The following is a 26,205-nucleotide window of genomic DNA, read 5'->3' as shown; positions in this document are numbered from 1 at the left end:
GACCGGAAGCGGACGTTCCGGCACTCAAGGATGGATTTCGAAGCGATCCGCGTCCATGTAGGCCGGGAAACGCTGGCGATAGGCCGCCAGTGCCGCCGCGTCCAGCCGGACGCGGAACACGCCGTCGGCGTCCGCCGCGTTGAACAGGCTGTCGCCCTGGAAGTCCAGGACCTGGCTATCCCCAGCGTAGCGCAAGGCGTTGCCGTCTTCGCCGATACGGTTCACCGCCACCACGTAGCAAAGGTTCTCGATCGCCCGCGCCGGCAGCAGGCGGTTCCAGTGCTGTCGACGAGGCGCGGGCCAGTTGGCGGTGTAGAGCAACAGGTCGGTGTCGTGCGGGTCGCGGCTCCACACCGGGAAACGCAGGTCGTAGCAGATCAGCGGGCGCACCCGCCAGCCCTTGAGTTCGAACAGTTCCTGGCGTTCGCCGGGACTGTAGTGCTCGTGTTCGCCGGCCATGCGGAACAGATGGCGCTTGTCGTAGTGCAGCATCTCGCCGTCCGGACGCGCCCAGAGCAGGCGGTTGCGATGGCTGCCGTCGGCGAGCTGGACGATCAGGCTGCCGGTGACCACCGCGCCAAGGCGCCGGGCCTGCTCCAGCAGCCAGGCATGGGTCGGCCCCAGTTCGGGCTCGGCCTGCTCGGCCGAAGCCATGCTGAAACCCGTGGTGAACATCTCCGGGAGGACCACCAGGTCGGCACCGGCGGCGCTCTCCAGCAGGGCGGCGAAATGCTCGCGGTTGGCCTGGGCGTCGTGCCAGACCAGGGAGGATTGGACCAGGGCGATGTCCAGGTCCGGCAGAACCGTCAGATCGCGCATAGCTTTTCCGCTGCCTGACGCAGCGTCTCCTCGCGTTTGGCGTAACAGAACCGGACCAGCCGCATGGCGTCCGGAGCCTTTTCATAAAACACCGAAACCGGGATCGCCGCCACTCCGTGTTCGCGGGTCAGCCACTCGGCCATGGCCACGTCGTCCAGGTCCGGACGGATGGCCGAATAGTCCACGCACTGGAAGTAGGTGCCCGGCGCACGGGTAAAACGGAAGCGAGAGTCCAGCAGCAGGTCGCAGAACAGGTCGCGCTTGGCCTGGTAGAAGCCGGGCAATTGCCGCAAGTGCTCCGGATGGCCGGCCATGTAGTCCGCCAATGCCCATTGCAGCGGCGTGACGCCACAGAAGTTGACGTACTGGTGAACCTTGCGCAGCTCCGCGCTGAGCGCCGGCGGCGCGACCACGTAGCCGGTCTTCCAGCCGGTGACGTGGTAGGTCTTGCCGAACGAACTGACCACGAAGGAACGCGGATACAACTCGTCGTGGGACAGCACGCTGGTATGAGCGACACCGTCGAACACCAGGTGCTCGTAGACCTCGTCGCTGATCAGATAGATATCCCGGTCGCGGATCAGCGCGGCCAGGCGGTCCAGTTCCTCGCGGCTGATCAGCGCGCCGCTGGGGTTGTGCGGGGTATTGATGATGACCAGCCGGGTACGCGGCCCGATGGCCTCGGCCATGCGCTGCCAGTCGATGGAGAAGTCCGGCAGCGCCAGCGGCACGTGCACGCAACGCCCGCCGGCGAGTTGCACGGAGGGTTCGTAGCTGTCGTAGGACGGGTCGAGTACCACCACTTCGTCGCCCGGATGGACCAGCGCCTGGATCGCGCTGAAGATCGCCTCGGTCGCCCCCGGCGTGATGGTCACCTCGCTGTCGGCGCTCACCCGGCGTCCATAGAACTGCTCGATCTTCTTCGCCACCTGCTCGCGCAGGGCCGGCAAGCCGGTCATCGGCGCGTACTGGTTGTGCCCGGCGGCGATATGCCTGCCTACCGCCTCGCGCAACTCCGGCGGGCCGTCGAAATCGGGAAAGCCCTGGGAGAGGTTGATCGCGCCACACTCGGCGGCCAGTTGCGACATGCGGGTGAAGATGGTGGTGCCGACATTCGGCAGCTTGCTCTGAATCATCGGGACTTCCTGCAGAGACTCGCCGGACGACAGCCCGGCCAGACGGGTGGCAGGGCAGGATAGCCGATCCGGGAGCGACGCTGCAGGGGCACGCCTTAGAAAAAACCGTGACCGCTTCAGGTCAGAGGGGAATATGCGCCAGGCGATGGCGCAGGACGAATAACCACCTCGCGATCATTCGTCGCCACGACAGGGAATCGGCGGTCAACGCCGGCGGCCTGGTTCGTCCCGCGGGCTACAGCCGCGGCCAATGAAAAAGGCCCGACAGGGATACCTGCCGGGCCTTTCGACGAAGGAAACGCCACCCTCAGCGGCGCTTGTCCTTCTTCTTCTTCTCGGCTTTCTTGTGGTGCGACATCAGCCGGCGCTTCTTGTTGACCTGGCGCGCGGTGAGCGAGTTCTTCTTGCCCTCGTAGGGGTTCTCGCCGCCCTTGTACTCGATGCGGATCGGCGTACCGACCAGCTTCAATACCCGCCGGTAGGTCTTCTCCAGGTAGCGGGTATAGGCCTTCGGCACCGCGTCCACCTGGTTGCCGTGGATCACGATCAGCGGCGGATTGGCGCCGCCCAGGTGGGCGTAGCGCAGCTTGATCCGGCGACCGTTGACCATCGGCGGCTGGTGCACCTGCACGGCGTCCTCGAGGATGCTGGTCAGGCGGCTGGTCGGCCAGCGGGTCACCGCCGAACGGAAGGACTCCTGGACCGACTTGTAGAGATGGCCGACGCCGGTGCCATGCAGGGCCGAAATGAAATGGATGTCGGCGAAGTCGACGAACAGCAGGCGCCGCTCCAGTTCGGTCTTCACGTAGTCACGCTCGGCCGCCTCCATGCCATCCCACTTGTTCAGGGCGATGACCAGGGCACGGCCGGTCTCGAGGACGAAGCCGAGCAGGTTGAGGTCGTGCTCGACCACCCCTTCGCGGGCGTCCATGACGAAGATCACCACGTTGGCGTCCTGGATCGCCTGGAGGGTCTTCACCACCGAGAACTTTTCCACCGCCTCGAAGATCTTGCCGCGACGCCGCACGCCAGCGGTGTCGATCAGGGTGTACTTCTCCTCGTTGCGCTCGAACGGGATGTAGATGCTGTCGCGGGTGGTGCCGGCCTGGTCGTAGACGATCACCCGCTCTTCGCCGAGCATGCGGTTGACCAGGGTCGACTTGCCCACGTTGGGCCGGCCGATGATGGCAATCTTGATCCCGTCCTTCTCGCTGGGACCGGGAATCCGGGTCGGTTCCTCGCCTTCGGCGACCTCTTCGCTCGCCGGCTCGCCCTCGCCCTCTTCCTCCGCGTTGTCCTTGGGGAAGATCCCCAGGGCTTCCTGCAGCATATGGTTGATGCCGCGACCGTGGGCGGCGGCGATCGGCAGCGCATCGCCCAGGCCCAGCGGGCTGAACTCGGCGCGAGCGAGATCGGGATCGATGGTGTCGACCTTGTTGGCGATCAGGAAGCTGCGCTTGTTCCGCTTGCGCAGGTGCTCGGCGATCATCTGGTCGGCGGCGGTCATGCCGGCGCGCGAATCGACCAGGAACAGGACGGCATCCGCCTCCTCGATGGCCTGCAACGATTGCTCGGCCATTTTCGCATCGATGCCTTCCTCATCGCCGGAGATGCCTCCGGTATCGATGACGATATAGGTGCGGCCCTGCCAGCGCGCCTCGCCGTACTGGCGATCGCGAGTCAGGCCTGCGTACTCCGCCACGATGGCGTCGCGCGACTTGGTCAGGCGGTTGAACAGAGTGGACTTGCCGACGTTCGGGCGACCCACCAGGGCAATAACGGGAACCATGCGGCTCTCCACGAGAATTCAGAAAACACAAAGGCCGCTGACGTCGGACGGCAGCGGCCGGACACTTGAAACCCAGTCTAGCGGATGGTGTAGGCGACGAGCTTGCCACCGTTGCCGAACACGTACATCCAGCTCCCGACCACCAGCGGACGAACCCGCACGCCATCGCTGTCGACCCGCTCGCGACCGACGAAGCGACCGTCCACCTGGCTCAGCAGATGCACGTAGCCTTCCAGGTCGCCGACCACCACGTTGCTGGAGAACACCGCCGGAGCCGACAGTTGGCGACGCGCCAGGGCGTCGTTGTTCCACAGCGAAGAGGCACCGCGCGAGTCCAGGCCTTCCACCGAACCGCTGGCCTGGCTGACGTAGATATTGCCGAAGCCTTCGGCGACGCCGACGTAGCTCGACGCTTCGCGCTGCCAGAGCAGGCGGCCGCTGTTCACGTCCAGCGCCGCGGCACGGCCCTGGTAGCTGACCACGTAGAGGGTGTCGCCGGACAGCAGGAGGCCGCCGTCGATGTCCACCACGCGATCCAGTTCGGAACGCCCCTGGGGAATCGCTACCCGCTGCTCCCAGATCGGCAGGCCGCGCTGTACGTCGACCGCCACCACCTTGCCGCTGGCCAGGCCGGCCAGGGCCATGTTGCCGGCGATCAGCGGCGCGCCGGTGCCGCGCAGGGTCAGCACCGGCACGGTGCTTTCGTAGATCCAGCGCTGGTCGCCGCTGGCCGCATCGAGGCCTATCAGCTTGTCGTCCTGGGTCTGCACCACCACCACGTCGCCATTGGTGGCCGGCGCCGACAGCACTTCGCTGTTGACTCGCTTGGTCCACTTCTTCTTGCCGGTGGCTTCGTCGAGGGCGATCACGTCACCGCGCAGGGTACCCACCAGCACCAGGCCGTAGCCAACGCCGACACCGCCGGAAACCGGACGTTCCAGGTCCTTCTTCCAGAGCACGTCGCCGGTCTCGCGCTGGATCGCCATCACCCGCCCTTCGGCGGACGCGGCGTAGATGGTGGAACCATCGACGGCCGGTTCGAGCAGGTTGTACAGGTCGCCCTGACCATCACCGACCGAGCGGCTCCACTGCTTGCTCAACACGACTTCCTCTTTGAAGTCGGTCAGTTCGGCGGGCGGGAGTTCCTTCTTGCTGTTGCTGCTGCAACCCACGACCGCCAGGGCCAGGGCGAGCAGCGCCGCGTGTTTCCATTGCACCATCTCAGGCCTCTCCCTTGGACAGGTCGTCGAGCTTGATCTGCAGGGCATCGCCGGCACCGTCTTCGGGCAGCGACTGCTTGGCTTTCTCGTAGGCCGCGCGCGCCTCGTCGGTGCGCTTGAGCTGCACCAGCAGGTCGCCCCTGAGCTCCTCGCGGGTCGAGACGTAGGCCTTGTCGGCATCTCCATCGAGCAGCTTCAGGCCTTCCTCGACCTTGCCCTGGGCCGCCAGGACCCGGGCCAGGCGCTGCCGCGCCAGTTCGCCGAGGGTGGCGTCGGCCGGCTTGTCCATGACCGCCTTCAGCTCGGCAACGGCGTCATCCAGCTTGCCGCTGTCGACCGCGACCTTGGCCACGAACAGGCTGCCGTACTGGGCATAATGGGTGCCGCCGAACTCGCTCTTCAGCTTGCCGGCCAGCTCCGCCACCTTCGCCGGATCCGGCTGGCCGGTCGGATTCAGCGCGGTTTCGATCAGTTGCTGGTAGACGATCGAGGCGCCCTGCGCCTGGTTGGTCTGGTACTTCTGCCAGGCCTGCCAGCCGAATACCACTGCCAGCGCGAGGATGCCGCCGGTGACCAGGGGCTTGCCGTTGCGCTGCCACCAGTCCTTGATCTGCGCCAGGTCTTCGTCTTCGGTACGCGATGTCACCCCAATCACTCCTATTCTTTATGTTCTCAAGCCTGTTCCAGACAGGCTGCCAGGTGCTCGGGCAGAGCATCCCAGGCAATGCTTTGTTGCTCGCCCTCGTCACGCAGGGGCTTGAAACCTACCACGCGATTGGCCACCTCGTCCTCCCCGAGGATCAGGGCAAAGCGCGCGCCGCTCTTGTCGGCCTTCTTGAACTGGCTCTTGAAGCTACCGGCGCCGGCGTTGACCAGCAGGCGTATGCCGGGAATGGCGCTGCGCAACTGTTCGGCCAGGGTCAGGGCGGCCAGCTCGGCCGGTTCGCCGAAGGCGCAGACGTAGAGGTCGGCCGGACGGTTCAGTTCGGCGGGGATCACCCCCAAGGTTTCCAGCAGCAGCACCAGGCGTTCCACGCCCATGGCGAAACCGACGCCCGGGGTCGGCTTGCCGCCGAACTGGCTGACCAGCCCGTCGTAGCGGCCACCGCCGCAAACGGTGCCCTGGGCGCCAAGCTTGTCGGTGACCCATTCGAAAGCCGTGCGGCAGTAATAGTCCAGGCCGCGCACCAGCTTCTGGTTGATTTCGTAGCGCAGTCCGACAGCATCCAGGCGGGCCTTGAGACCCTCGAAGTGGGCGATCGATTCTTCGTCGAGATAGTCGTGCAGGGTCGGCGCGCCAACCAGCAACGCCTGGGTGCTCTCCACCTTGCTGTCGAGGATTCGCAGCGGATTGGTGGTCATGCGCCGCTGGCTGTCTTCGTCGAGTTGCTCGAAGCGCTCCTGCAGATAGGCCACCAGGGCCTCGCGATAGCGTGCGCGGGCCTCGCTGGAGCCGAGGGTGTTGAGCTGCAGGGTCACCGCGTCGGCCATGCAGAGCTTCTGCCACAGGCGCCAGGTGAGGATGATCAACTCGGCGTCGATGTCCGGACCGGGCAGGTTGAAGACTTCCACGCCGATCTGGTGGAACTGCCGGTAGCGACCTTTCTGCGGTTTCTCGTAACGGAACATCGGCCCGGTGTACCAGAGCTTCTGCACCTGGCCACCGCCGCTCAGGCCGTGCTCCAGCACGGCGCGCACGCAACCGGCGGTACCTTCCGGACGCATGGTCAGGGATTCGCCGTTGCGGTCGAGGAAGGTGTACATCTCCTTGTCGACCACATCGGTGCCTTCGCCGATGCCGCGGGCGAAGAGTTCGGTGAACTCGAGGATGGGCAGGCGGATCTCGCTGTAGCCGTAGCCGTCCAGCAGGCCGGCGAAGGTGCGTTCCAGATAGCGCCAGGCCGGAGTCTGCTCCGGCAGGATGTCGTTCATGCCACGAATGGCTTGCAGGGACTTGCTCACGTAGGGTCCTTAAACGGGTCAGCCGCGGGCGATCAGGCTCGCATCGGCCTCGGCCTTCTCGGCCGCCTTCTGGCGGATCAGCCGTTCCAGCTCGTCCACCAGGTTGTCGTTGGTCAGTTTCTGCGACGGCTTGCCGTCGATATACACCAGGTTCGGAGTGCCGCCGGTGAGGCCGACATGGGCCTCCTTGGCTTCGCCCGGACCGTTGACGACGCAACCGATCACGGCCACGTCCATCGGCACCAGCAGGTCCTCCAGGCGCCCTTCCAGCTCGTTCATGGTCTTCACCACGTCGAAGTTCTGCCGCGAACAGCTCGGGCAGGCGATGAAGTTGATGCCACGGGAGCGCAGGTGCAGGGACTTGAGGATGTCGAAACCGACCTTGATCTCCTCGACCGGATCGGCAGCCAGGGAAATCCGGATGGTGTCGCCGATTCCCTCGGCCAGGAGCATGCCCAGCCCCACCGCCGACTTCACCGTGCCGGAGCGCAGGCCGCCGGCCTCGGTGATGCCCAGGTGCAGGGGCTGCTCGATCTGCCTGGCCAGCAGGCGATAGGCGGCGACGGCCATGAAGACGTCGGAGGCCTTGACGCTGACCTTGAAGTTCTGGAAGTCCAGCTTGTCGAGATGATCGACGTGGCGCATGGCCGATTCGAGCAGGGCTTCCGGGGTCGGTTCGCCGTATTTCTTCTGCAGGTCCTTTTCCAGCGAGCCGGCATTGACGCCGATACGGATCGGGATGTTGCGCTCGCGCGCGGCATCGACCACGGCCTTGACCCGGTCCTCGCGACCGATGTTGCCCGGATTGATGCGCAGGCAGTCCACTCCCAGCTCGGCGACGCGCAGGGCGATGCGATAGTCGAAGTGGATGTCGGCGACCAGCGGCACGTTGACCTGCTGCTTGATCTTGCCGAATGCCTCGGCGGCGTCCATGTCGGGGACGGAAACCCGCACGATGTCCGCGCCGGCATCTTCCAGGCGGCGGATCTGCGCGACGGTGGCAGCGACGTCGCAGGTCTCGGTGTTGGTCATGCTCTGCACGGCGATCGGCGCATCGCCGCCCACCGGGACGTTGCCGACCCAGATTTTCCGAGACTTGCGGCGAATGATCGGAGAAGCGCTATGAATGCTCATTGTCCTACCTTCAGACGGGCCGTTTCGCCGCGGACGAAGGGGGTCACGTCCACCGGCTGGCCGTTGTAGCTGACCTGGGCGCCGCGAGCGAAACCGAGGCGCAGCTCCAGCGGGGCCTTGCCGGCCAATTCCAGGCTGTCGCCCTTGCGCTTCAGCGCGCTGACCAGGACCTTGCCGTTGGCGTCGGTGACCTGGGTCCAGCAATCGGCGACGAACTGTACCTTGACCACCCCCTGGCCCTCGCCGGCCACCACGGGCGCGGCGGCAGGTTCGCTCGGCGCTGGCGGGGCGGCCGGACTGGCCGTCGCTGGAACGGCTGGAGCAGTACCGGGAGCGGGAGCGGGAGCCGTGCCGGCAGGCGCGGCGGTAACGGGCTGCTGGGGTGCGGCGGGGGTGCCCTGGGCCGGAGCGGCGAGAACCTGCGCGCCCTCGCTCGCCACCGGCGGCGCTCCCTCGGCCTGGGCAGCGACTTCCGGAGAAACCTCGGCGGGCGCTTGCTCGCCTTCCTTCTGCGCTTCGATCACCGCCTGGTCTTCAGGCTCGTCCAGGGTATGGATCTCGGTGGTGCCGTCGGCGCTTTCCACTTCGACATGCTCAAGGCTCAGACCGGCGGTTTCCGGCGTGCGCGCGGAATGCTCCTGCCACCAGAAGTAGCCGAAGCCGATCAGCAGGGCGAGCAGTAACAGACTGACGATACGCAGCACGTTGCGCGACAGGCGCACCGGCTCGGCGACCCGTCCCAGGCTCTGTACGGTGCTGCCGCTGGCATTGGTGCCGGTGAAATGGTCGAAGCTGTTGACCAGCTCGGCCTGGTCGAGGCCCATGAGCTTGGCGTAGGCGCGGATGTAACCGCGCGAGAAGGTGTGTCCCGGCAGCTTGTCGAACGCGCCGTTTTCCAGCTGACGCAGCGAATTCTCGGTCAGGTTCAGTTGCCCGGCCACCTGCGACAGCGACAGGCCCTTCTGCTCGCGCGCCTGGCGCAGGGTTTCCCCGGGGTTCTGACGGGAAGCGGTGGCTACGACTTCGGGCTGCGGCGCTTTCATCATTTTTCCGCCTGGAATTCCTGATATTCGGGAGAGCCTGGGTACAGGCGTTTCAACTGCAGGCCATAGCTGGCGGCCGTGTCGCGGTCTTCGAAGACCTTCGCGAGACGAATGCCCAGCAACAGACTGCGGGCGTTCTGCCCGCCGCCCTGGGCAAAGAGATCATAGTACTGGCGAGCCGGCACGTACTCGCGCTCCTTGTAGAGCAGGTCGGCCATCTCCAGCGCGACGCTGGGCTGGTTACGGTTCAGACGCAGGGATTTCTCGAAGTACTCCTTGGCCTGGGCCGGTTTCTTCATTTGCAGCGAAACCAGGCCGAGGTTCTCGAAGACCCGCGAGCGCTCGGGATAGAGGGTGTCCTGGCTGGCCTCCAGGAGACGCTGGTAGGCCTCCTCGTAGCGCTTCTGCTCGTAGAGGAAACCGCCGTAGTTGTTCAGTACCCGGGCATTGCGGCTATCGCTGGCGAGCGCCTTGCGGTACTCCTCGTCGGCCAGCTTGGGCTCCATCTCGGTCTGGAACACCACCGCCAGCGCGGCGTGCGCGTCGGCGCTGGAAGGGTCGATCTCGAGGGCCTTGCGCAGCGGCACCTTGGCCTGCTCGGTGTTCCCCCGCTGGAGATAGCCGAGGCCAAGCTGGATATAGGCGTCGCGCGCCTCGTCACGGCCCTTGTCGGTTTTCAGGGGATTCTGATCTCCGCTCGTCACGCAGCCTGTCAGCCCAACTGCCAACAGGAACACCAGCGCGGCGCGTACAGTCATCGGAACCCTCCTCTCACTCAATTTCGATTCGCCGCCGACTCGGACTCGGCCAGTTGGCGCACGGCAATATAACGTTCGCTCCGGCGGGTACGATCCATGACCTGACCAACCAGTTGGCCACAGGCCGCGTCGATGTCGTCGCCGCGGGTGGTACGCACGGTCACGTTGAAGCCGCCCTTGTGCAACATGTCCTGGAAACGCCGGATGGCATTGTTGCTCGGGCGCTCGTAGCCGGAGTGCGGGAATGGATTAAACGGAATCAGGTTGATCTTGCAAGGCGTGTCTTTCAGCAATGCGATCATCTGCTCAGCATGCTCGGGCTGATCGTTGACATCCTTGAGCAGGGTGTATTCGACGGTCAGCACGCGCTTCTCGCCGAGCCGGGAAATATACCGGCGGCAGGCATCCAGCAGCATGCCCAGCGGATATTTCTTGTTGATCGGCACCAGCTTGTTGCGCAACTCGTCGTTCGGTGCGTGCAGCGACAGGGCCAGGGACACGTCGATCACCTCGCCGAGCTTGTCGATCATCGGCACCACGCCGGAGGTGGACAGGGTCACCTTGCGCTTGGAAATACCGTAGCCGAGGTCGTCCATCATGATGTTCATGGCGGCGACCACGTTGTCGAAGTTCAGCAGCGGCTCGCCCATGCCCATCATCACGACATTGGTGATGGCGCGGTCGATCTTGGCCGGAACGGTACCGAACGACTTGTTGGCGATCCACACCTGGCCGATCACCTCGGCGGCGGTGAGGTCGCTGTTGAAACCCTGCTTGCCGGTGGAGCAGAAACTGCAATCCAGGGCGCAGCCCGCCTGGGAGGACACGCACAGGGTGCCGCGTCCGCCCTGGGGGATGTACACGGTCTCGACGCAACTGCCGGACGCCACCCGGACCACCCACTTGCGGGTGCCGTCGGCGGAAATATCCTGGCTGACGATCTCGGGACCGCGTATCTCGGCTGAGGCCTTGAGCTTTTCGCGCAAGGCCTTGCCGACGTTGGTCATGGCGTCGAAATCGTCGACGCCAAAGTGGTGAATCCACTTCATGACCTGGCCGGCCCGGAAACGCTTCTCGCCGATGGACTCGAAGAACTGTTCCAGCTGCGGCTGGGTCAGGCCCAGCAGATTCACCTTGCCGGCGGTGGTCGTTGTCATGGTTTCACCCTCACCCACGCTCGATCAGCGAATGCGCTCGCAGACTTCGGTAGCCGCGAAGAAATAGGCGATCTCGCGAGCGGCGGAAGCTTCGGAATCGGAACCGTGGACGGCGTTCTCGTCGATGGAGACGGCGAAGTCGGCGCGGATGGTACCGGCGTCGGCTTTCTTCGGATCGGTGGCGCCCATCAGCTCGCGGTTCTTGGCGATGGCGTCCTCGCCTTCCAGGACCTGGACTACAACCGGACCGGAAGTCATGAAGGAAACCAGGTCCTTGAAGAACGGACGCTCTTTGTGCTCGGCATAGAAGCCACCGGCTTCACGCTCGGACAGCTGAACCATTTTAGCGGCGACGACGCGCAGGCCGGCTTTCTCGAAGCGGGTCAGGATTTCGCCGATCACGTTCTTGGAAACGGCGTCCGGCTTGATGATGGACAGGGTGCGTTGCAGTGCCATTGGTAAAACTCCGAAACAAGGTTGTCTAGCATGGGCGGCCCCGCCAGCGGGGCGGGACGCCGTGATTCGTTCAGGACGCTGACGAAAACGGCCCGAAAGGGCCGGAATCAGCGTGGCTGCGCCTGGCATCGGGCCCGGCGCGCCTAGCCTGGAATGCGCCCGCGGGCGATTTCAGGCCTTACCTAAAATAAAACCCGCGAATTATACGCGGGTTCCCGGCAAATGCGTAGGGCGGGCCTATGGCTAGTCCCGTTCCTCGATCCAGGCGGCCTGGATGGCCTCCAGGACTTTCTCCCCGCTACGCTGAGGATCGTCGGAGAACTCTGGAAGTTCCACCACCCAGCGCCGCAGATCGACGAAGTTGACGTATCGCGGATCGACCTCCGGCTTGCTTTCGTCGAGCTGGATGGCGATTTCCAGCACATCGGTCCATTTCAGGCTCATTGCACGCTCCTCTACTACCGCCGGGCTCAGTGGCCTTCCGACACCTGGTTGATGGTGTACTTGGGAATCTCGACCACCAGGTCTTCGTCGGCCACCACTGCCTGGCAGGATAGCCGCGAATCGGGCTCCAGGCCCCAGGCCTTGTCCAGCATGTCGTCTTCGAGTTCGTCGGACGGCTCCATGGAGTCGAGGCCTTCGCGGACGATTACGTGGCAGGTCGTGCAGGCGCAGGATTTCTCACAGGCATGCTCGATCTCGATGCCATTGCGCAACGCGGCATCCAGGATGGTTTCGCCGGGCTTCGCCTCGAATACCGCCCCCTCGGGGCAGTGATCGGCATGGGGCAGAATCACGATCTGCGGCATCTTCGCTTATTCCTCGATTTCGTTGAGCCGGCGGCCGGAGAGCGCGGCCTTGACGGTCGCGTCCATCCGCCGTGCGGCGAAAGCGTCGGTCACCTGGGACAGGCGCTTGATCTGGTTCTCGATGGCCGCGGTGTCGCTACCACCGGCCAGTTCACGCAAAGTGTCCATCTGCGCCGCGATGGCCAGGCGCTCCTCTTCGTCCAGGAGCCGCTCGCCGTCGACGTCCAGCGCCGACTGCACGGCCTCCAGCAGCCGCTGCGCCTCGACCTGCTGTTCGCGCAGGGCGCGGGCAGCCTTGTCGTCGCCGGCGTAGTCGAAGGAGTCCTTGAGCATCCGCGCGATCTCGCCGTCGGTCAGCCCATAGGACGGCTTGACCTGGATGCTGGCCTCGACGCCGGAACTCAGTTCGCGTGCGGACACGCCGAGCAAGCCGTCGGCGTCGACCTGGAAGGTCACCCGGATTTTCGCCGCGCCCGCCACCATCGGCGGAATGCCGCGCAGCTCGAAGCGCGCCAGCGAACGACAATCCTTCACCAGCTCGCGCTCGCCCTGCAGCACGTGGATCATCATGGCCGTCTGGCCGTCCTTGTAGGTGGTGAACTCCTGGGCGCGCGCCACCGGGATGGTGGTATTGCGCGGAATCACCTTCTCCATCAGCCCGCCCATGGTTTCCAGGCCCAGCGACAGCGGAATGACGTCCAGCAGCAGCAATTCCTCGCCGCGCTTGTTGCCGGCCAGGGCATCGGCCTGGATGGCCGCGCCGATGGCGACCACCTGGTCCGGATCGATATCGGTCAGCGGCTCGCAGCCGAACAACTCGCCAACCGCCGTGCGCACACGGGGCACGCGGGTCGAGCCACCGACCATCACCACCGAGCGGATTTCTTCCAGATCGACACCGGAGTCGCGCACCGCTCGGCGACAGGACTTCAGGCTGCGAGCGACGAACGGCTCGATCAATTCGTCGAGCGTCGCCCGGTTCAGCTCGCCGCTCCAGTCGCCGTAGGCGACCCGGACCGACGCCTCGTCGGTAAGACGCTCCTTGGCCGCACAGGCGATTTGCAGCAACTGCCGCTGGCTGCCCGGATCCAGATCGGCAGAAAGGCCAGCCTGCTCGATCACCCAGCCAGCGATGGCATGGTCGAAGTCGTCGCCGCCCAGGGCCGTATCGCCGCCGGTGGCCAGGACTTCGAAGACACCGCGGGTCAGGCGCAGGATGGAAATGTCGAAGGTTCCGCCACCCAGGTCATAGATGGCCACCAGGCCTTCCGCGCCCTTGTCCAGGCCGTAGGCCACGGCGGCGGCGGTCGGCTCGTTGAGCAGGCGCAGGACGTTCAGTCCGGCCAGGCGCGCGGCATCCTTGGTAGCCTGGCGCTGGGCGTCGTCGAAATAGGCCGGCACAGTGATCACCGCACCCACCAGCTCGCCACCGAGGGTGGTTTCGGCGCGCTGGCGCAGCTCACGCAGGATGTCCGCCGAGACTTCCACAGGACTCTTCAACCCCTGTACGGTCTCGATGAAGGGCATGTGCGACTCGCCCTGGCGGAAGCGGTAGGGCAATTGCTCGCCCAGTTGCTTGACGTCCTCCAGGCCGCGCCCCATCAGGCGCTTGACCGAAATGACGGTATTGAAGGGATCCTCCGCGGCGGCCGCGCGGGCGCTCTCGCCCACTTCCGCCCGCTCGGCGTGATAACGCACCGCGGAAGGCAGGATCAGGCGCCCCTGCGCATCCGGCAAGGGCTCGGCGACGCCGCTACGCACCGCGGCGACCAGCGAATTGGTGGTACCCAGGTCGATCCCAACCGCCAGGCGACGCTCATGGGGCTTGGGACTCTGACCGGGCTCGGCGATCTGCAGTAGGGCCATGCTCTGTCTTAACTATGGGGTGCGGCCCGGGGGCCGCAGGGATTAATCGTCGAGTCGCTCTTCCAACTGGCGCACTTCCTGCGCGAGCTTGTCGAGGAACTGCATGCGACGGACCAGGCGTTCGGCCTCTTCGCGGCGCTGCGCATCGTCCCAGCACGCGGCGAACTCACGCTCCAGCTCGGCCTGGGCGGCCTTGAGCCGACGCTTGAAGGTCGCCACGCCGGCCAGGTCGGCGCTGTCCTGCAACTCCTCCAGTTCCTCGCGCAGCTGCATCTGCTGCAGGAGAAACTCCGGATCCTGCACCGTAGCCTCCAAGGGCAACTCGTGACCACTCAGGGTCAACAGGTACAGGGCCCGGCGCGGAGCGCTCTTCAGGGTCTGGTAGGCCTCGTTCAGTTGCGCCGCGCGCTCCAGGGCGAGACGCTGCTCGCGCTCGGGAGCGTCGGCGAAACGGTCGGGATGGACGCTGCGCACCAACTCGCGATAGCGCTGGCCGAGCTCGTCGAGATCGACCAGGAAAGCCGGTTGCAGGTCGAACTGGGCGAAATGACAGGGTTTACCCACGCCGGCCTCAGACGTTGAAGCTTTCGCCGCAGCCGCATTCGCCACGAACGTTGGGATTGTTGAACTTAAAGCCTTCGTTGAGCCCTTCGCGAGTGAAGTCCAGCTCGGTGCCATCGAGATAGACCAGGCTTTTCGGGTCGATGATGACCTTCACGCCATGGCTCTCGAAGACCAGGTCCTCGGCCGCCAGTTCATCGACGAATTCGAGGACATAGGCAAGCCCGGAACAGCCAGTGGTGCGCACGCCAAGACGGATACCCTCGCCCTTGCCGCGCCCCTCGAGGGAGCGCTGCACGTGTTTGGCGGCGGCTTCGGTCATGCTGATGGCCATTGCAACTCCTTACTCGTCACGAGCGGCTTAGAGCAAACCCTTCTTCTGCTTGTAGTCGCGAACGGCGGCCTTGATGGCGTCTTCGGCGAGAACGGAGCAGTGGATCTTCACCGGCGGCAGGGCCAGCTCTTCGGCGATGGTGGTGTTCTTGATGGTTTCCGCCTCGTCCAGGGTCTTGCCCTTCATCCACTCGGTGGCGAGGGAGCTGGAGGCGATCGCGGAACCGCAACCGTAGGTCTTGAACTTGGCGTCTTCGATCACGCCCTGCTCGTTGACCTTGATCTGCAGGCGCATCACGTCGCCGCAGGCCGGCGCGCCGACCATACCGGTGCCGACGTTGGGATCGGCAGCGTCGAGCTTGCCGACGTTGCGCGGGTTTTCGTAGTGGTCGATGACCTTTTCGCTATATGCCATGGCTAATCCTCACGTTTTTCCGGGGCACGAGGCGCTCAGTGCGCCTGCCATTCGACCTGGGACAGGTCGACGCCCTCTTTGTACATATCCCACAGCGGCGACAGTTCGCGCAGCTTGGAAACGGCCTCGACCACCTTCTTCGCGGCATAGTCGATCTCTTCCTCGGTGGTAAAGCGACCGAAGGTGAAGCGGATGGAGCTATGCGCCAGTTCGTCGTTGCGGCCCAGGGCGCGCAATACGTAGGACGGTTCCAGGGACGCCGAGGTACAGGCCGAACCGGAGGAGACCGCGAGGTCCTTGAGCGCCATGATCAGCGACTCGCCCTCGACGTAGTTGAAGCTGACGTTGAGGTTGTGCGGGACGCGGGAGGTCATGCTGCCGTTGATGTAGAGCTCTTCCAGGCCGTCGATCTGCGCGAAGAAGCGGTCGCGGAGCGCCAGCACGCGGGCGTTCTCCTGGGCCATTTCTTCCTTGGCGATGCGGAACGCCTCGCCCATGCCGACGATCTGGTGGGTGGCCAGGGTGCCGGAGCGCATGCCGCGCTCGTGGCCGCCGCCGTGCATCTGGCCCTCGATGCGAACGCGCGGCTTGCGCCGGACATAGAGCGCGCCAATGCCTTTCGGGCCGTAGGTCTTGTGCGCGGAGAAGGACATCAGGTCGACCTTGAGCTTGTCCAGGTCGATCTCGACCTTGCCGGTCGACTGTGCGGCGTCGACGTGGAACAGCACGCCGCGGGAGCGGGTCAGCTCGCCGATGGCGGCGATGTCGTTGACGGTGCCGATCTCGTTGTTCACGTGCATGACCGAGACCAGGATGGTGTCGTCACGCAGCGCCGCCTCGACCAGAGCAGGAGTGATCAGGCCATCTTCGCCCGGCTCCAGGTAGGTCACTTCGAAACCTTCGCGCTCCAGCTGGCGGCAGGTGTCGAGGACCGCCTTGTGCTCGATCTTCGAGGTGATGATGTGCTTGCCCTTGCCCGAGTAGAAGTGCGCGACGCCCTTGATCGCCAGGTTGTCGGACTCGGTGGCGCCGGAGGTCCAGACGATCTCGCGGGGATCGGCGTTGACCAGTTCGGCCACCTGGCGACGGGCGTTTTCCACGGCTTCTTCGGCTTTCCAGCCGAACACGTGGGAACGCGAAGCCGGGTTGCCGAAGTTGCCGTCCATCAGCAGGCATTCGCTCATTTTCTGGGCGACGCGGGGATCGACGGGAGTGGTCGCGGAGTAATCGAGGTAGATCGGCAATTTCATCAGGTAACTCCTACAGGCTGGCGCCCTGCTCAGTCGATGGCGGACGCTTCAATCTTGTCGAGACGAGGCGTCTTGCCTGAGCAACGGCGTTCGTCCTGGCGCAGCGCGACCTCCTGGACCTCCTGGCGGCTGACCAGATCGGCCAGGCTGATGCCGCTGAGGAACTCATGGATCTGCAAACTGAGGTCGCACCACAGGTGGTGGGTCAGACAGGTATCGCCGGAGTGGCAATCGCCCTGCCCCTGGCAGCGGGTCGCATCGACGGATTCGTTGACCGCGTCGATCACCTGCGCCACATGGATGCCCGACATATGGCGGGACAGCTGGTAGCCGCCGCCCGGGCCGCGCACGCTGGTCACCAGGTTGCCACGGCGCAACTTGGCGAACAGCTGTTCGAGATAGGACAGGGAAATGCCTTGGCGTTCGGAGATATCGGCCAGCGAGACCGGACCTTGCTGAGCATGCAGCGCCAGGTCGAGCATGGCGGTTACGGCGTAGCGGCCTTTGGTGGTCAGACGCATGGGCTTTTCCCATCGGGATCATTCGGGGTTGACGCGGATTATGCTCTTATCCGAGTAATTAGGTCAACTATAAGACCGATCAAATTACTCAGGATTAGGCAAATTCAGGGCGCTACATGCTAGCAGAAAGCCGCCGGCCGCGCATTACGCGGCCGGATTGCCGTCCTCATCCTTGACTCCGGCGAAATCTTCCTCGCGCAATACCGGCAGGTCCTTCGCGCAGTAGTCGCTACCCAGGGCGGTGAGCGCCTGGCACATGCCCTCGAGCCGGCCGTCGACGGCCTGCAGGTGATCGAGCAACTGACCAATGGCACGCGCCACCGGGTCCGGCATGTCCTGGCTGACCCCATAGGCATCGAAGCCGAGCTTCTCCGCCATCGCCTGGCGCTTGGCCTGCTGCTCGGAGTCCTCGCGCATGATGATCCGCCCGGGAATGCCGACCACGGTGGCACCCGGCGGGACTTCCTTGGTCACCACGGCGTTGGAGCCGACCTTGGCGCCCTCGCCGACGGTGAACGGGCCGAGCACCTTGGCACCGGCACCGACCACTACGTTGTTGCCGAGGGTGGGGTGGCGCTTGCCCTTGTTCCAGGTGGTGCCGCCCAGGGTAACACCCTGATAGAGGGTGACGTCGTCGCCGATCTCGGCGGTTTCGCCGATGACGATACCCATGCCGTGGTCGATGAAGAAGCGCCGGCCGATCCTGGCCCCCGGGTGGATCTCGATGCCGGTCATCCAGCGGCCGAAATTGGACACCAGGCGCGCCAGCCACTTCCAGCCGGACGTCCACAAGCCGTGGGCCAGCCGATGCAGCCAGACGGCGTGTAGGCCCGGATAACAGGTGAGGACCTCGAGTGCGTTGCGAGCCGCCGGATCACGGTGGAATACGCTTTGGATATCTTCACGCACACGTTCGAACATCAGTCGTCACTCCGCTTGTAGGACAGGCCTCGGGCCACCTTCTGGGTTTCGGTCAGGATCCCGCGCAGGATATTCATTTCCAGCTTGCTGATCGCGCTGCGCCCATACAGGCGCCGCAACCGCGACATCAGGTGGCGCGGCTTCTCCGGATCGAGGAAGCCGATATCGATCAGCGTCCTCTCCAGATGCGCGTAATAGAGTTCCAGCTCGTCGGCCGTCACCAGCTCGGTGTTGAGCATCGAGGTGGACTCGAACTTTTCCATCTTGGTCGGCTTGCCCTGGGCCGCCAGCCACGCCATGCGCACCTCGTAGGTGAGCACCTGGACCGCGGCCGCCAGGTTCAGCGAGCCGAACTCGGGATCGGAGGGGATATGCACATGGAACTGGCAGCGCTGCAATTCTTCGTTGGTCAAACCCGCATATTCGCGCCCGAATACCAGGGCCACCTCGCCATTCGCCTCCAGGTGCTCCAGGCAGGTCGTCGCGCACTCGCGCGGATCCAGCAGCGGCCAGGGAATCCGCCGGTCGCGGGCGCTGGTGCCGAGCACCACGCTGCAGCCGCTCAGGGCCTCTTCCAGGGTGTCCACCACCCTTGCGGCGTCGAGGATGTCGGTGGCGCCGGAAGCCCGCGCCACCGCGTCGCCGTGGGGAAAGCTTTCCGGCTGCACCAGCACCAGTTGCGACAGGCCCATGTTCTTCATGGCACGGGCCGCCCCGCCGATGTTGCCGGGATGACTGGTGTTGACCAACACCACACGAATACGGTCGAGCAACGCCGATGCTCTCCAACGCCAAGTTACTGAAGGGTGTGAAATCCTACAGCAGAGGTCAGCTTTATACCATGCGGCCGACAGGTCGCCCTTCAAACGCCATCGGTTTCTGCTAGAATGGCCGGCTTTCTTTAACGACCCAGGTGACCTCTCCATGCAGCCTATGCTGAATATCGCCCTGCGCGCCGCTCGCAGCGCCGGTGAACTGATTTTCCGCTCCATCGAACGCCTGGATGTCATCTCGGTCAACGAGAAGGATGCCAAGGACTACGTGACCGAAGTCGATCGCGCCGCCGAGCAGACCATCGTCGCCGCGCTGCGCAAGGCCTATCCGACTCACGCGATCATGGGCGAGGAAGGCGGCTTCATCGAAGGCAGCGGCGAGGGCGCCGATTACCTCTGGGTGATCGATCCGCTGGACGGCACCACCAACTTCATCCATGGCGTACCGCACTTCGCCGTGAGCATCGCCTGCAAGTACAAGGGCCGCCTGGAGCACGCCGTGGTCCTCGACCCGGTGCGCCAGGAAGAATTCACCGCCAGCCGCGGCCGCGGCGCCGCCCTCAACGGTCGTCGCCTGCGCGTCAGCGGCCGCAAGAGCCTGGAAGGCGCCCTGCTCGGCACCGGGTTCCCGTTCCGCGACAACCAGATCGACAATCTCGACAACTACCTGAACATGTTCCGCAGCCTGGTCGGCCAGACCGCCGGCATCCGCCGCGCCGGCGCCGCCAGTCTGGACCTGGCCTACGTCGCCGCCGGACGCTACGATGCCTTCTGGGAATTCGGCCTGTCCGAATGGGACATGGCGGCAGGCGCCCTGCTGGTACAGGAAGCCGGCGGCCTGGTGAGCGACTTCACCGGCAGCCACGAATTCCTCGAGAAGGGTCACATCGTCGCCGGCAACACCAAATGCTTCAAGGCACTGCTGACCACCATCCAGCCGCACCTGCCGCCGTCGCTGAAGCACTGATCCGCCGCTGACGAAGAACCCGGCCTGGCGCCGGGTTTTTCATCTCCATGAAAATGCACAAGGGCGCCCGCGGGCGCCCTTGTGCATCATTGCGACAGTCAGGCTCAGCGCAGCGTTTCGCCCTGGCTGAGGATCAGCCGGCCATTCTTGTCGACCGGGATCTGGCTGCCCGGATCGCGCTCCATGCGGATCTGCCCGGCCTTGCCGTCGAGCATGTACTTCACGTCATAGCCGACGACCTTCTCGCTGCTGTCGTGCACGGTGCTGCAGCGGGTTTCGGTGGTGGTGTAGGTGTCACGCTCCTGCATGCCTTCCTGCACCTTGTTGCCGGCGTAGCCGCCGCCGACGGCGCCGGCCACGGTGGCGATCTTCTTGCCGGTACCGCCGCCGATCTGGTTGCCCAGCAAGCCGCCGACCACCGCACCGATGGCGGTACCGGCGATCTGGTGCTGGTCCTTGACCGGACGCTGGCGGGTCACGGCCACGTCCTTGCAGACCTGGCGCGGCGTCTTGATGGTTTCCTTGACCGGCTGGACAGCGACGACCTCGGCGTAGTCGGGACCGCGATCCACCAGGCTATAGGTGGCTACCGCGCCACCTGCGGTCACGCCTACGGCACCCAGAACGGCCCCGACGAGCATCGACTTGTTCACATGTACCTCCTGGCTTTCATCCAATGCGGGCTATGTTCGCCCTTTGCCTTGCCTAGGACTGGGCAAAAACCACCAAGTTCCAGGCTCCCGACAAACGTTTCGTTGGCGCAGATACGAAAACTCCCGCCAAAAGCGGGAGTCCTCGAGTGACCGGCAGGCGCCGGAGTGCCGAACCAGAGCGCCTCAGGGGCGATCGTCGACGGTGTCCTTGGCCTGCGGCGGGATCAGGTCCTCGCTGGTCAGGTTCAGCCAGATCAATACCACGTTGGCGATGTAGATCGACGAGTAGGTACCCGCCATTACACCGACGAACAGGGCGATGGAGAAACCGAACAGGTTGTCGCCGCCGAAGAACAGCAGCGCGGCGATAGCCAGCAGCGTGGAAACCGAGGTGGCGATGGTACGCAACAGGGTCTGGCTGGTGGAGATGTTCAGGTTCTCGACCAGATCGGCCTTGCGCAGCACGCGGAAGTTCTCGCGCACCCGGTCGAAGATCACGATGGTGTCGTTCAGCGAGTAACCGACCACCGCCAGCACAGCGGCGAGGACGGTCAGGTCGAAGGTCACCTGGAAGAACGACAGCACGCCCATCACGATGATCGCATCGTGCACCAGCGAGAGGATCGCACCGAGGGCGAACTTCCACTGGAAGCGGAAGCCGACGTACAGCAGGATGCCGCCCAGCGCCAGGAGCATGCCGAGGCCGCCCTGGTCGCGCAGTTCTTCACCCACCTGCGGGCCGACGTACTCGACCCGCTTCAGGTTCGCCGGGTTGCCGGCATCGGCCTGCTGCAAGGCGGTAGCGACCTTCTTGCCCAGTTCCGGGTCCTCGCTGGGCATCCGCACCAGCACGTCGCGGGCGTCGCCGAAGCTCTGCACCACGGCGTCCTCGTAGCCGGCGCCGACCAGTTGACCACGCACCTTGCCGAGATCGGCCGGTTGTTCGTAGGTCAGCTCGATCAGCGTACCGCCGGTGAAGTCGAGGCCGAAGTTGATGCCCTTGGTGAACCAGCTGCCCAGGGCGATGACGGTCAGGATCAGGGTGACGGCAAACGCGACGTTGCGGATGCCCATGAAGTTGATGGTACCGATCTTGATATTCATCTCAGTCCCCTTAGATCCACAGCTTCTTGAAGTCACGCCCGCCGAAGATCAGGTTGACCATTGCGCGGGTGACCATGATGGCCGTGAACATCGAGGTGATGATGCCGAGCGACATGGTCACGGCAAATCCTTTCACCGGGCCGGTGCCCATGGCGTAGAGGATGCCGCCGACCAGCAGCGAGGTCAGGTTGGCGTCGAGGATCGCGGTGAAGGCACGGTTGAAGCCTTCGTGGATCGCCCTCTGGACCGACATGCCATTGGCCAGTTCCTCGCGTATCCGCGAGAAGATCAGCACGTTGGCGTCCACCGCCATGCCCATGGTCAGCACGATACCGGCGATGCCCGGCAGGGTCAGGGTCGCGCCGAGGATCGACATCAGCGCCACCAGCATGACCATGTTGAAGGCCAGCGCAACGGTGGCGATCACGCCGAAGAAACGGTAGATGACGATGATGAACAGCGATACGAAGAGCATGCCCCAGAGCGACGCATCGATACCCTTGGCGATGTTGTCCGCCCCCAGGCTCGGGCCGATGGTGCGTTCTTCGGCGAAGTACATCGGCGCAGCCAGGCCGCCGGCACGCAGCAGCAGGGCCAGCTCGGAGGACTCGCCCGGGCCATCGAGGCCGGTGATACGGAACTGGTTGCCCAGCGGCGACTGGATGGTCGCCAGGCTGATGATCTGCTTCTCTTCCTTGAACGCCGGAACCGCGACCTCCTTCTCGACGCCATCGACCATCTGCTTGGTGTAGCGGGTCACCGGCTTCTGCTCGATGAACACCACCGCCATGCTGCGGCCGACGTTGTTGCGGGTGGCGCGGTTCATCAGCTCGCCGCCATGGCCATCCAGGCGGATGTTCACCTGCGGGCGGCCGTTCTCGTCGAAACTGGCGCTGGCGTCGGTGACCTGGTCGCCGGTGATGATCACCCCGCGCTCCAGCGGCACCGGCGGCCGGCGCGGCTCGCGGAACTCGAAGGTCTCGGTGGCGGACTTCAGGGCGTCCGGCTCGGCGGCCAGGCGGAATTCTAGGTTGGCGGTCTTGCCGAGGATCCGCTTGGCTTCCGCGGTGTCCTGCACGCCCGGCAGCTCGACCACGATGCGATTGGCGCCCTGGCGCTGAACCAGCGGCTCGGATACGCCCAGCTCGTTGACCCGGTTGCGGACGGTGGTGAGGTTCTGCTTGATGGAGTATTCGCGGATTTCCGCCAGTTTGGCCTGGGTCAGGGCGACGCGCAGGACCTGCAGGCCGTTGCGCTCTTCGGGCACGACCTCGAAATCGCGGAAGTCCTTGGCGATCAGGCTGCGCGCCTTGTCCAGGGATTCGCTGTCGGTGAAACCGAGCTGGATCGCGCGATCCTGGATCGGCAGGCTGCGGTAGCGCACGCGCTCCTTGCGCAGCAGGCTCTTCACTTCGCTTTCATAGACCTTCAGGCGGGCATCGACCGCCTTGTCCATGTCCACTTCCAGCAGGAAGTGCACACCGCCGGACAGATCTAGGCCGAGCTTCATCGGGCTGCCGCCCAGCTTGCGCAGCCACTCGGGAGTGGTCTGGGCCAGGTTCAGCGCCACCACGTAGTCGTCGCCCAGGGTCCGGCGCACCACTTCCTTGGCGGGAAGCTGGTCGTCCTGCTTGACCAGGCGGATCAGGCCGCCCTTCTTCGACAGGCTGTCGGCCTTCACCGCGATACCGGCGTCGGTCAGCGCCTTGGCAGCGCGGTCGACATCGGCCTGGGTGACCTGCAGCGCCGTGCTGGCGCCGCTGATCTGCACCGCCGGGTCGTCCGGGTAGAGGTTGGGTGCGGAATAGATGAACCCGACGGCGAGGACCGCCAGGATCAGCAGATATTTCCACAGAGGATACTTGTTGAGCATGACACCGCCCGTTATGACGCGGGGCGCCTTGCGCGCCCCGTCATGTGTTTAGGTGAAAATCAGATCGCTTTCAGGGTGCCTTTCGGCAGGGTCGCGGCAATCGCGGCCTTCTGGAACTTCAGCTCGACGTTGTCGGAAACCTCGACGACGACGAAATCGTCGGCGACCTTGGTCACCTTGCCGGCGATACCGCCGGAAGTGACGACTTCGTCACCTTTTTGCAGGTTGCCCAGCAGGTTCTTGTGTTCCTTGGCGCGCTTGGCCTGGGGACGCCAGATCATCAGGTAGAAGATGACCAGGAAGCCAACCAGGAAGACCCACTCGAAACCGGTGCCGGCCGGGCCAGCGGCTGCCGGAGCGGCTGCGTCGGCGTAGGCAGCGGGAATTAGAAAGCTCATGTAGCACTCCTGTCACAAAGCAATAGAGTTGGATAAAGGAAAGTCAGGCATCCAGCGGCGGCGTGGGAAGGCCGCGCTTGGCATAGAAGGCATCGACAAAGGCGGCCAATGTACCCTGTTGGATTGCCTCGCGCAAACCAGCCATAACCCGCTGATAATGCCGCAAGTTGTGGATGGTATTGAGCATGCTACCGAGCATTTCCCCGCACTTGTCCAAGTGGTGCAGATAGGCGCGGGAAAAATGTTTGCAGGTGTAACAGTCGCAGGTCGGGTCGAGCGTGGAGTCGTCGTGCTTGTGTACCGAGTTGCGGATCTTGATCACCCCGCTGTCGACGAACAGGTGGCCGTTGCGCGCATTGCGCGTCGGCATCACGCAGTCGAACATGTCCACGCCGCGGCGCACGCCTTCCACCAGGTCTTCCGGCTTGCCCACTCCCATCAGGTAGCGCGGCTTGTCGGCCGGCATCTGCGGCGGCAGGAAATCGAGCACGCGGATCATCTCTTCCTTCGGCTCGCCCACCGACAAACCACCGATGGCCAGGCCGTCGAAGCCGATCTCCTGCAAGCCATCCAGCGAGCGCAGGCGCAGGTCCTCGTGCATACCGCCCTGGACGATGCCGAACAGCGCCGACGGGCTATCGCCATGGGCGATCTTCGAGCGCTTGGCCCAGCGCAGCGACAGCTCCATGGAGCGCTTGGCGACGTCATGGTCGGCCGGGTACGGCGTGCATTCGTCGAAGATCATCACGATGTCCGAGCCCAGGGCGCGTTGCACCGCCATGGACTCCTCCGGCCCCATGAAGACCTTGGCGCCGTCCACCGGCGAGGCGAAGGTCACGCCCTCCTCCTTGATCTTGCGCATGGCTCCCAGGCTGAACACCTGGAAACCGCCGGAATCGGTGAGGATCGGGCCTTTCCACTGCATGAAGTCGTGCAGGTCGCCGTGGCGCTGGATCACCTCGGTGCCCGGGCGCAACCAGAGATGGAAGGTGTTGCCGAGGATGATCTGCGCGCCGATGTCCTCGATGTCGCGCGGCAACATGCCCTTCACCGTGCCGTAGGTGCCCACCGGCATGAAGGCCGGGGTCTCGACCACGCCGCGGGGGAAGGTCAGGCGGCCGCGACGGGCCTTGCCGTCGGTCGCCAGCAGCTCGAAGTTCATGAAGCTCATGGATCAGTCCTCGGGTCCGCGGGGCGCGGGATTGCGGGTGATGAACATGGCATCACCGTAACTGAAGAAGCGATAGCCCTGCGCCACCGCCGCGGCGTAGGCGGCCATGGTCTCCGGGTAGCCGGCGAAGGCCGAGACCAGCATCAGCAGGGTGGATTCGGGCAGGTGGAAGTTGGTGACCAGGGCATCGACCACATGGAACGGCCGGCCCGGGTAGATGAAGATGTCGGTGTCGCCGCTGAAGGGCTTCAGCTCACCGTCGCGTGCCGCGCTTTCCAGCGAGCGCACGCTGGTGGTGCCGACGGCGACTACCCGGCCGCCGCAGGCCCGGCAGACGGAAACCGCGTCCACCACGTCCTGGCCGACCTCCAGCCATTCGCGGTGCATCACATGGTCCTCGATACGCTCGACACGCACCGGCTGGAAGGTACCGGCGCCGACATGCAGGGTAACGAAGGCGGTATCCACCCCCTTCGCGCGGATCGCCTCGAGCAGCGCCTCATCGAAGTGCAGGCCGGCGGTCGGGGCCGCCACCGCACCGGCGCGCCGGGCGTAGACGGTCTGGTAGCGCTCGCGGTCGGCCGCATCGTCCGGTCGGTCGATATAGGGAGGCAACGGCATGTGCCCGACCCGCTCCAGCAAAGGCAGCACGGGTTCGGCGAACGCGAGTTCGAACAGGGCGTCGTGGCGTTGCAGCATCTCCGCGCTGCCACCGCCTTCGACGAGGATCCGCGTGCCGGGCTTGGGCGCCTTGCTGGCGCGTATGTGGGCAAGCACCCGGTGCTGGTCGAGCACGCGCTCGACCAGGACTTCCAGCTTGCCGCCGGATTCCTTCTGGCCGAACAGGCGCGCCGGGATCACCCGGGTATTGTTGAACACCATCAGGTCGCCCGGACGCAGGTAGTCCAGGAGATCGGCGAATTGTCTGTGGGCGAGGGTTCCCGTCGGGCCATCCAGCGCCAACAGGCGGCTTGCGCGGCGTTCAGGCAGGGGATGACGGGCGATCAGGGCCTCGGGCAAGTCGAAATGAAAATCGGCGACACGCATGGGGAGACTCTCGAAAGGCCGCGTAGCTTACCGGAAATGTGTTTTCCCCGCCACGAACCCGATTGACCA

Annotated in this window: 28 protein-coding genes; 1 reads left to right on the top strand and 27 read right to left on the bottom strand. The window is 64.8% G+C overall.

Annotated elements, in window-relative coordinates:
* Positions 1–24: 24 nt before the first annotated feature.
* From FHW81_RS02420 to trmJ, 21 genes are all read right to left on the bottom strand, one after another.
* Positions 25–819 (bottom strand): amidohydrolase, encoded by a 795-nt coding sequence (locus FHW81_RS02420; RefSeq protein WP_003106646.1) that lies wholly within the window; start codon positions 817–819, stop codon positions 25–27.
* Complete coding sequence (locus FHW81_RS02415; RefSeq protein ID WP_003106648.1) at positions 807–1,955, bottom strand: pyridoxal phosphate-dependent aminotransferase; 1,149 nt, start codon at positions 1,953–1,955, stop codon at positions 807–809. Before FHW81_RS02415 ends, FHW81_RS02420 begins: the two co-directional genes overlap by 13 nt.
* Before the next feature lie 307 nt (positions 1,956–2,262).
* On the bottom strand, positions 2,263–3,744 hold the full coding sequence (gene der, locus FHW81_RS02410) for a ribosome biogenesis GTPase Der (protein ID WP_003092786.1): 1,482 nt from the start codon (positions 3,742–3,744) through the stop codon (positions 2,263–2,265).
* A gap of 77 nt (positions 3,745–3,821) precedes the next feature.
* Positions 3,822–4,964 (bottom strand): outer membrane protein assembly factor BamB, encoded by a 1,143-nt coding sequence (bamB, locus tag FHW81_RS02405; RefSeq protein WP_003092789.1) that lies wholly within the window; start codon positions 4,962–4,964, stop codon positions 3,822–3,824.
* A 1-nt stretch (position 4,965) separates the two neighbouring features.
* The gene (locus FHW81_RS02400; protein WP_023083323.1) at positions 4,966–5,610 is read right to left on the bottom strand and encodes a YfgM family protein; all 645 of its coding nucleotides are present in this window, start codon (positions 5,608–5,610) and stop codon (positions 4,966–4,968) included.
* A gap of 26 nt (positions 5,611–5,636) precedes the next feature.
* Positions 5,637–6,926 carry a histidine--tRNA ligase gene (gene hisS / locus FHW81_RS02395; RefSeq protein ID WP_033942935.1) on the bottom strand — a complete coding sequence of 430 codons (1,290 nt, stop codon included), beginning with the start codon at positions 6,924–6,926 and terminating at the stop codon, positions 5,637–5,639.
* Between the two features lie 18 nt (positions 6,927–6,944).
* On the bottom strand, positions 6,945–8,060 hold the full coding sequence (ispG, locus tag FHW81_RS02390) for a flavodoxin-dependent (E)-4-hydroxy-3-methylbut-2-enyl-diphosphate synthase (protein ID WP_003092800.1): 1,116 nt from the start codon (positions 8,058–8,060) through the stop codon (positions 6,945–6,947).
* On the bottom strand, positions 8,057–9,106 hold the full coding sequence (locus FHW81_RS02385) for a RodZ domain-containing protein (protein ID WP_017002205.1): 1,050 nt from the start codon (positions 9,104–9,106) through the stop codon (positions 8,057–8,059). The genes ispG and FHW81_RS02385 overlap by 4 nt, the downstream gene beginning before the upstream one ends.
* Positions 9,103–9,861, bottom strand: coding sequence for a type 4a pilus biogenesis protein PilF (pilF, locus tag FHW81_RS02380; RefSeq protein ID WP_003092804.1), 759 nt, complete (start codon positions 9,859–9,861; stop codon positions 9,103–9,105). Before pilF ends, FHW81_RS02385 begins: the two co-directional genes overlap by 4 nt.
* Before the next feature lie 17 nt (positions 9,862–9,878).
* Positions 9,879–11,018, bottom strand: a complete 1,140-nt coding sequence (gene rlmN, locus FHW81_RS02375) for a 23S rRNA (adenine(2503)-C(2))-methyltransferase RlmN (RefSeq protein ID WP_003092809.1) — start codon at positions 11,016–11,018, stop codon at positions 9,879–9,881.
* A gap of 24 nt (positions 11,019–11,042) precedes the next feature.
* Complete coding sequence (gene ndk / locus FHW81_RS02370; RefSeq protein ID WP_003092811.1) at positions 11,043–11,474, bottom strand: nucleoside-diphosphate kinase; 432 nt, start codon at positions 11,472–11,474, stop codon at positions 11,043–11,045.
* A gap of 243 nt (positions 11,475–11,717) precedes the next feature.
* Complete coding sequence (iscX, locus tag FHW81_RS02365) at positions 11,718–11,918, bottom strand: Fe-S cluster assembly protein IscX (protein ID WP_003092814.1); 201 nt, start codon at positions 11,916–11,918, stop codon at positions 11,718–11,720.
* Positions 11,919–11,944: 26 nt separating this feature from the next.
* Positions 11,945–12,283 (bottom strand): ISC system 2Fe-2S type ferredoxin, encoded by a 339-nt coding sequence (fdx, locus tag FHW81_RS02360; RefSeq protein ID WP_003092818.1) that lies wholly within the window; start codon positions 12,281–12,283, stop codon positions 11,945–11,947.
* Positions 12,284–12,289: 6 nt separating this feature from the next.
* On the bottom strand, positions 12,290–14,149 hold the full coding sequence (gene hscA / locus FHW81_RS02355; RefSeq protein WP_106120611.1) for a Fe-S protein assembly chaperone HscA: 1,860 nt from the start codon (positions 14,147–14,149) through the stop codon (positions 12,290–12,292).
* A 42-nt stretch (positions 14,150–14,191) separates the two neighbouring features.
* Positions 14,192–14,713 carry a co-chaperone HscB gene (hscB, locus tag FHW81_RS02350; protein WP_003092824.1) on the bottom strand — a complete coding sequence of 174 codons (522 nt, stop codon included), beginning with the start codon at positions 14,711–14,713 and terminating at the stop codon, positions 14,192–14,194.
* Between the two features lie 7 nt (positions 14,714–14,720).
* Positions 14,721–15,044 carry an iron-sulfur cluster assembly protein IscA gene (gene iscA, locus FHW81_RS02345; RefSeq protein WP_003100617.1) on the bottom strand — a complete coding sequence of 108 codons (324 nt, stop codon included), beginning with the start codon at positions 15,042–15,044 and terminating at the stop codon, positions 14,721–14,723.
* A 27-nt stretch (positions 15,045–15,071) separates the two neighbouring features.
* Positions 15,072–15,458 (bottom strand): Fe-S cluster assembly scaffold IscU, encoded by a 387-nt coding sequence (iscU, locus tag FHW81_RS02340; protein ID WP_003092829.1) that lies wholly within the window; start codon positions 15,456–15,458, stop codon positions 15,072–15,074.
* A 35-nt stretch (positions 15,459–15,493) separates the two neighbouring features.
* Entirely contained in the window at positions 15,494–16,708 is a 1,215-nt protein-coding gene (locus tag FHW81_RS02335) for an IscS subfamily cysteine desulfurase (protein ID WP_003092832.1), read from the bottom strand.
* Positions 16,709–16,737: 29 nt separating this feature from the next.
* Positions 16,738–17,229 carry a Fe-S cluster assembly transcriptional regulator IscR gene (iscR, locus tag FHW81_RS02330; RefSeq protein ID WP_003092836.1) on the bottom strand — a complete coding sequence of 164 codons (492 nt, stop codon included), beginning with the start codon at positions 17,227–17,229 and terminating at the stop codon, positions 16,738–16,740.
* A 144-nt stretch (positions 17,230–17,373) separates the two neighbouring features.
* The gene (gene cysE / locus FHW81_RS02325; RefSeq protein WP_003100615.1) at positions 17,374–18,150 is read right to left on the bottom strand and encodes a serine O-acetyltransferase; all 777 of its coding nucleotides are present in this window, start codon (positions 18,148–18,150) and stop codon (positions 17,374–17,376) included.
* On the bottom strand, positions 18,150–18,923 hold the full coding sequence (trmJ, locus tag FHW81_RS02320; RefSeq protein ID WP_003092842.1) for a tRNA (cytosine(32)/uridine(32)-2'-O)-methyltransferase TrmJ: 774 nt from the start codon (positions 18,921–18,923) through the stop codon (positions 18,150–18,152). The genes cysE and trmJ overlap by 1 nt, the downstream gene beginning before the upstream one ends.
* Before the next feature lie 151 nt (positions 18,924–19,074).
* On the opposite strand from trmJ, the gene suhB reads away from it, so the two are divergent.
* The gene (gene suhB, locus FHW81_RS02315; protein ID WP_034033779.1) at positions 19,075–19,890 is read left to right on the top strand and encodes a type III secretion system regulator SuhB; all 816 of its coding nucleotides are present in this window, start codon (positions 19,075–19,077) and stop codon (positions 19,888–19,890) included.
* A 104-nt stretch (positions 19,891–19,994) separates the two neighbouring features.
* Here suhB and FHW81_RS02310 read toward each other — a convergent pair whose 3' ends face one another.
* The 6 genes from FHW81_RS02310 to queA all read right to left on the bottom strand — a co-directional run bounded on the left by FHW81_RS02310 (position 19,995) and on the right by queA (position 26,136).
* Complete coding sequence (locus tag FHW81_RS02310) at positions 19,995–20,543, bottom strand: glycine zipper 2TM domain-containing protein (RefSeq protein ID WP_003092848.1); 549 nt, start codon at positions 20,541–20,543, stop codon at positions 19,995–19,997.
* A gap of 183 nt (positions 20,544–20,726) precedes the next feature.
* A complete protein-coding gene (gene secF, locus FHW81_RS02305) occupies positions 20,727–21,647 on the bottom strand; it encodes a protein translocase subunit SecF (protein WP_003100612.1) in 921 nt (306 codons plus the stop codon).
* Between the two features lie 10 nt (positions 21,648–21,657).
* On the bottom strand, positions 21,658–23,520 hold the full coding sequence (secD, locus tag FHW81_RS02300; RefSeq protein WP_003100609.1) for a protein translocase subunit SecD: 1,863 nt from the start codon (positions 23,518–23,520) through the stop codon (positions 21,658–21,660).
* 59 nt (positions 23,521–23,579) lie between these two features.
* Complete coding sequence (gene yajC, locus FHW81_RS02295) at positions 23,580–23,918, bottom strand: preprotein translocase subunit YajC (protein ID WP_003092856.1); 339 nt, start codon at positions 23,916–23,918, stop codon at positions 23,580–23,582.
* 43 nt (positions 23,919–23,961) lie between these two features.
* Complete coding sequence (gene tgt, locus FHW81_RS02290) at positions 23,962–25,080, bottom strand: tRNA guanosine(34) transglycosylase Tgt (protein ID WP_003100607.1); 1,119 nt, start codon at positions 25,078–25,080, stop codon at positions 23,962–23,964.
* A 12-nt stretch (positions 25,081–25,092) separates the two neighbouring features.
* Entirely contained in the window at positions 25,093–26,136 is a 1,044-nt protein-coding gene (queA, locus tag FHW81_RS02285) for a tRNA preQ1(34) S-adenosylmethionine ribosyltransferase-isomerase QueA (RefSeq protein ID WP_106120610.1), read from the bottom strand.
* Between the last annotated feature and the right edge of the window lie 69 nt (positions 26,137–26,205).

It is taken from the genome of Pseudomonas sp. RC10-4-2 (genome assembly GCF_050433085.1).
GTDB lineage: Bacteria > Pseudomonadota > Gammaproteobacteria > Pseudomonadales > Pseudomonadaceae > Pseudomonas > Pseudomonas aeruginosa.
Note: the sequence above shows the minus strand (reverse complement) of the source record. Positions and strands in the feature narration are given on the sequence as shown.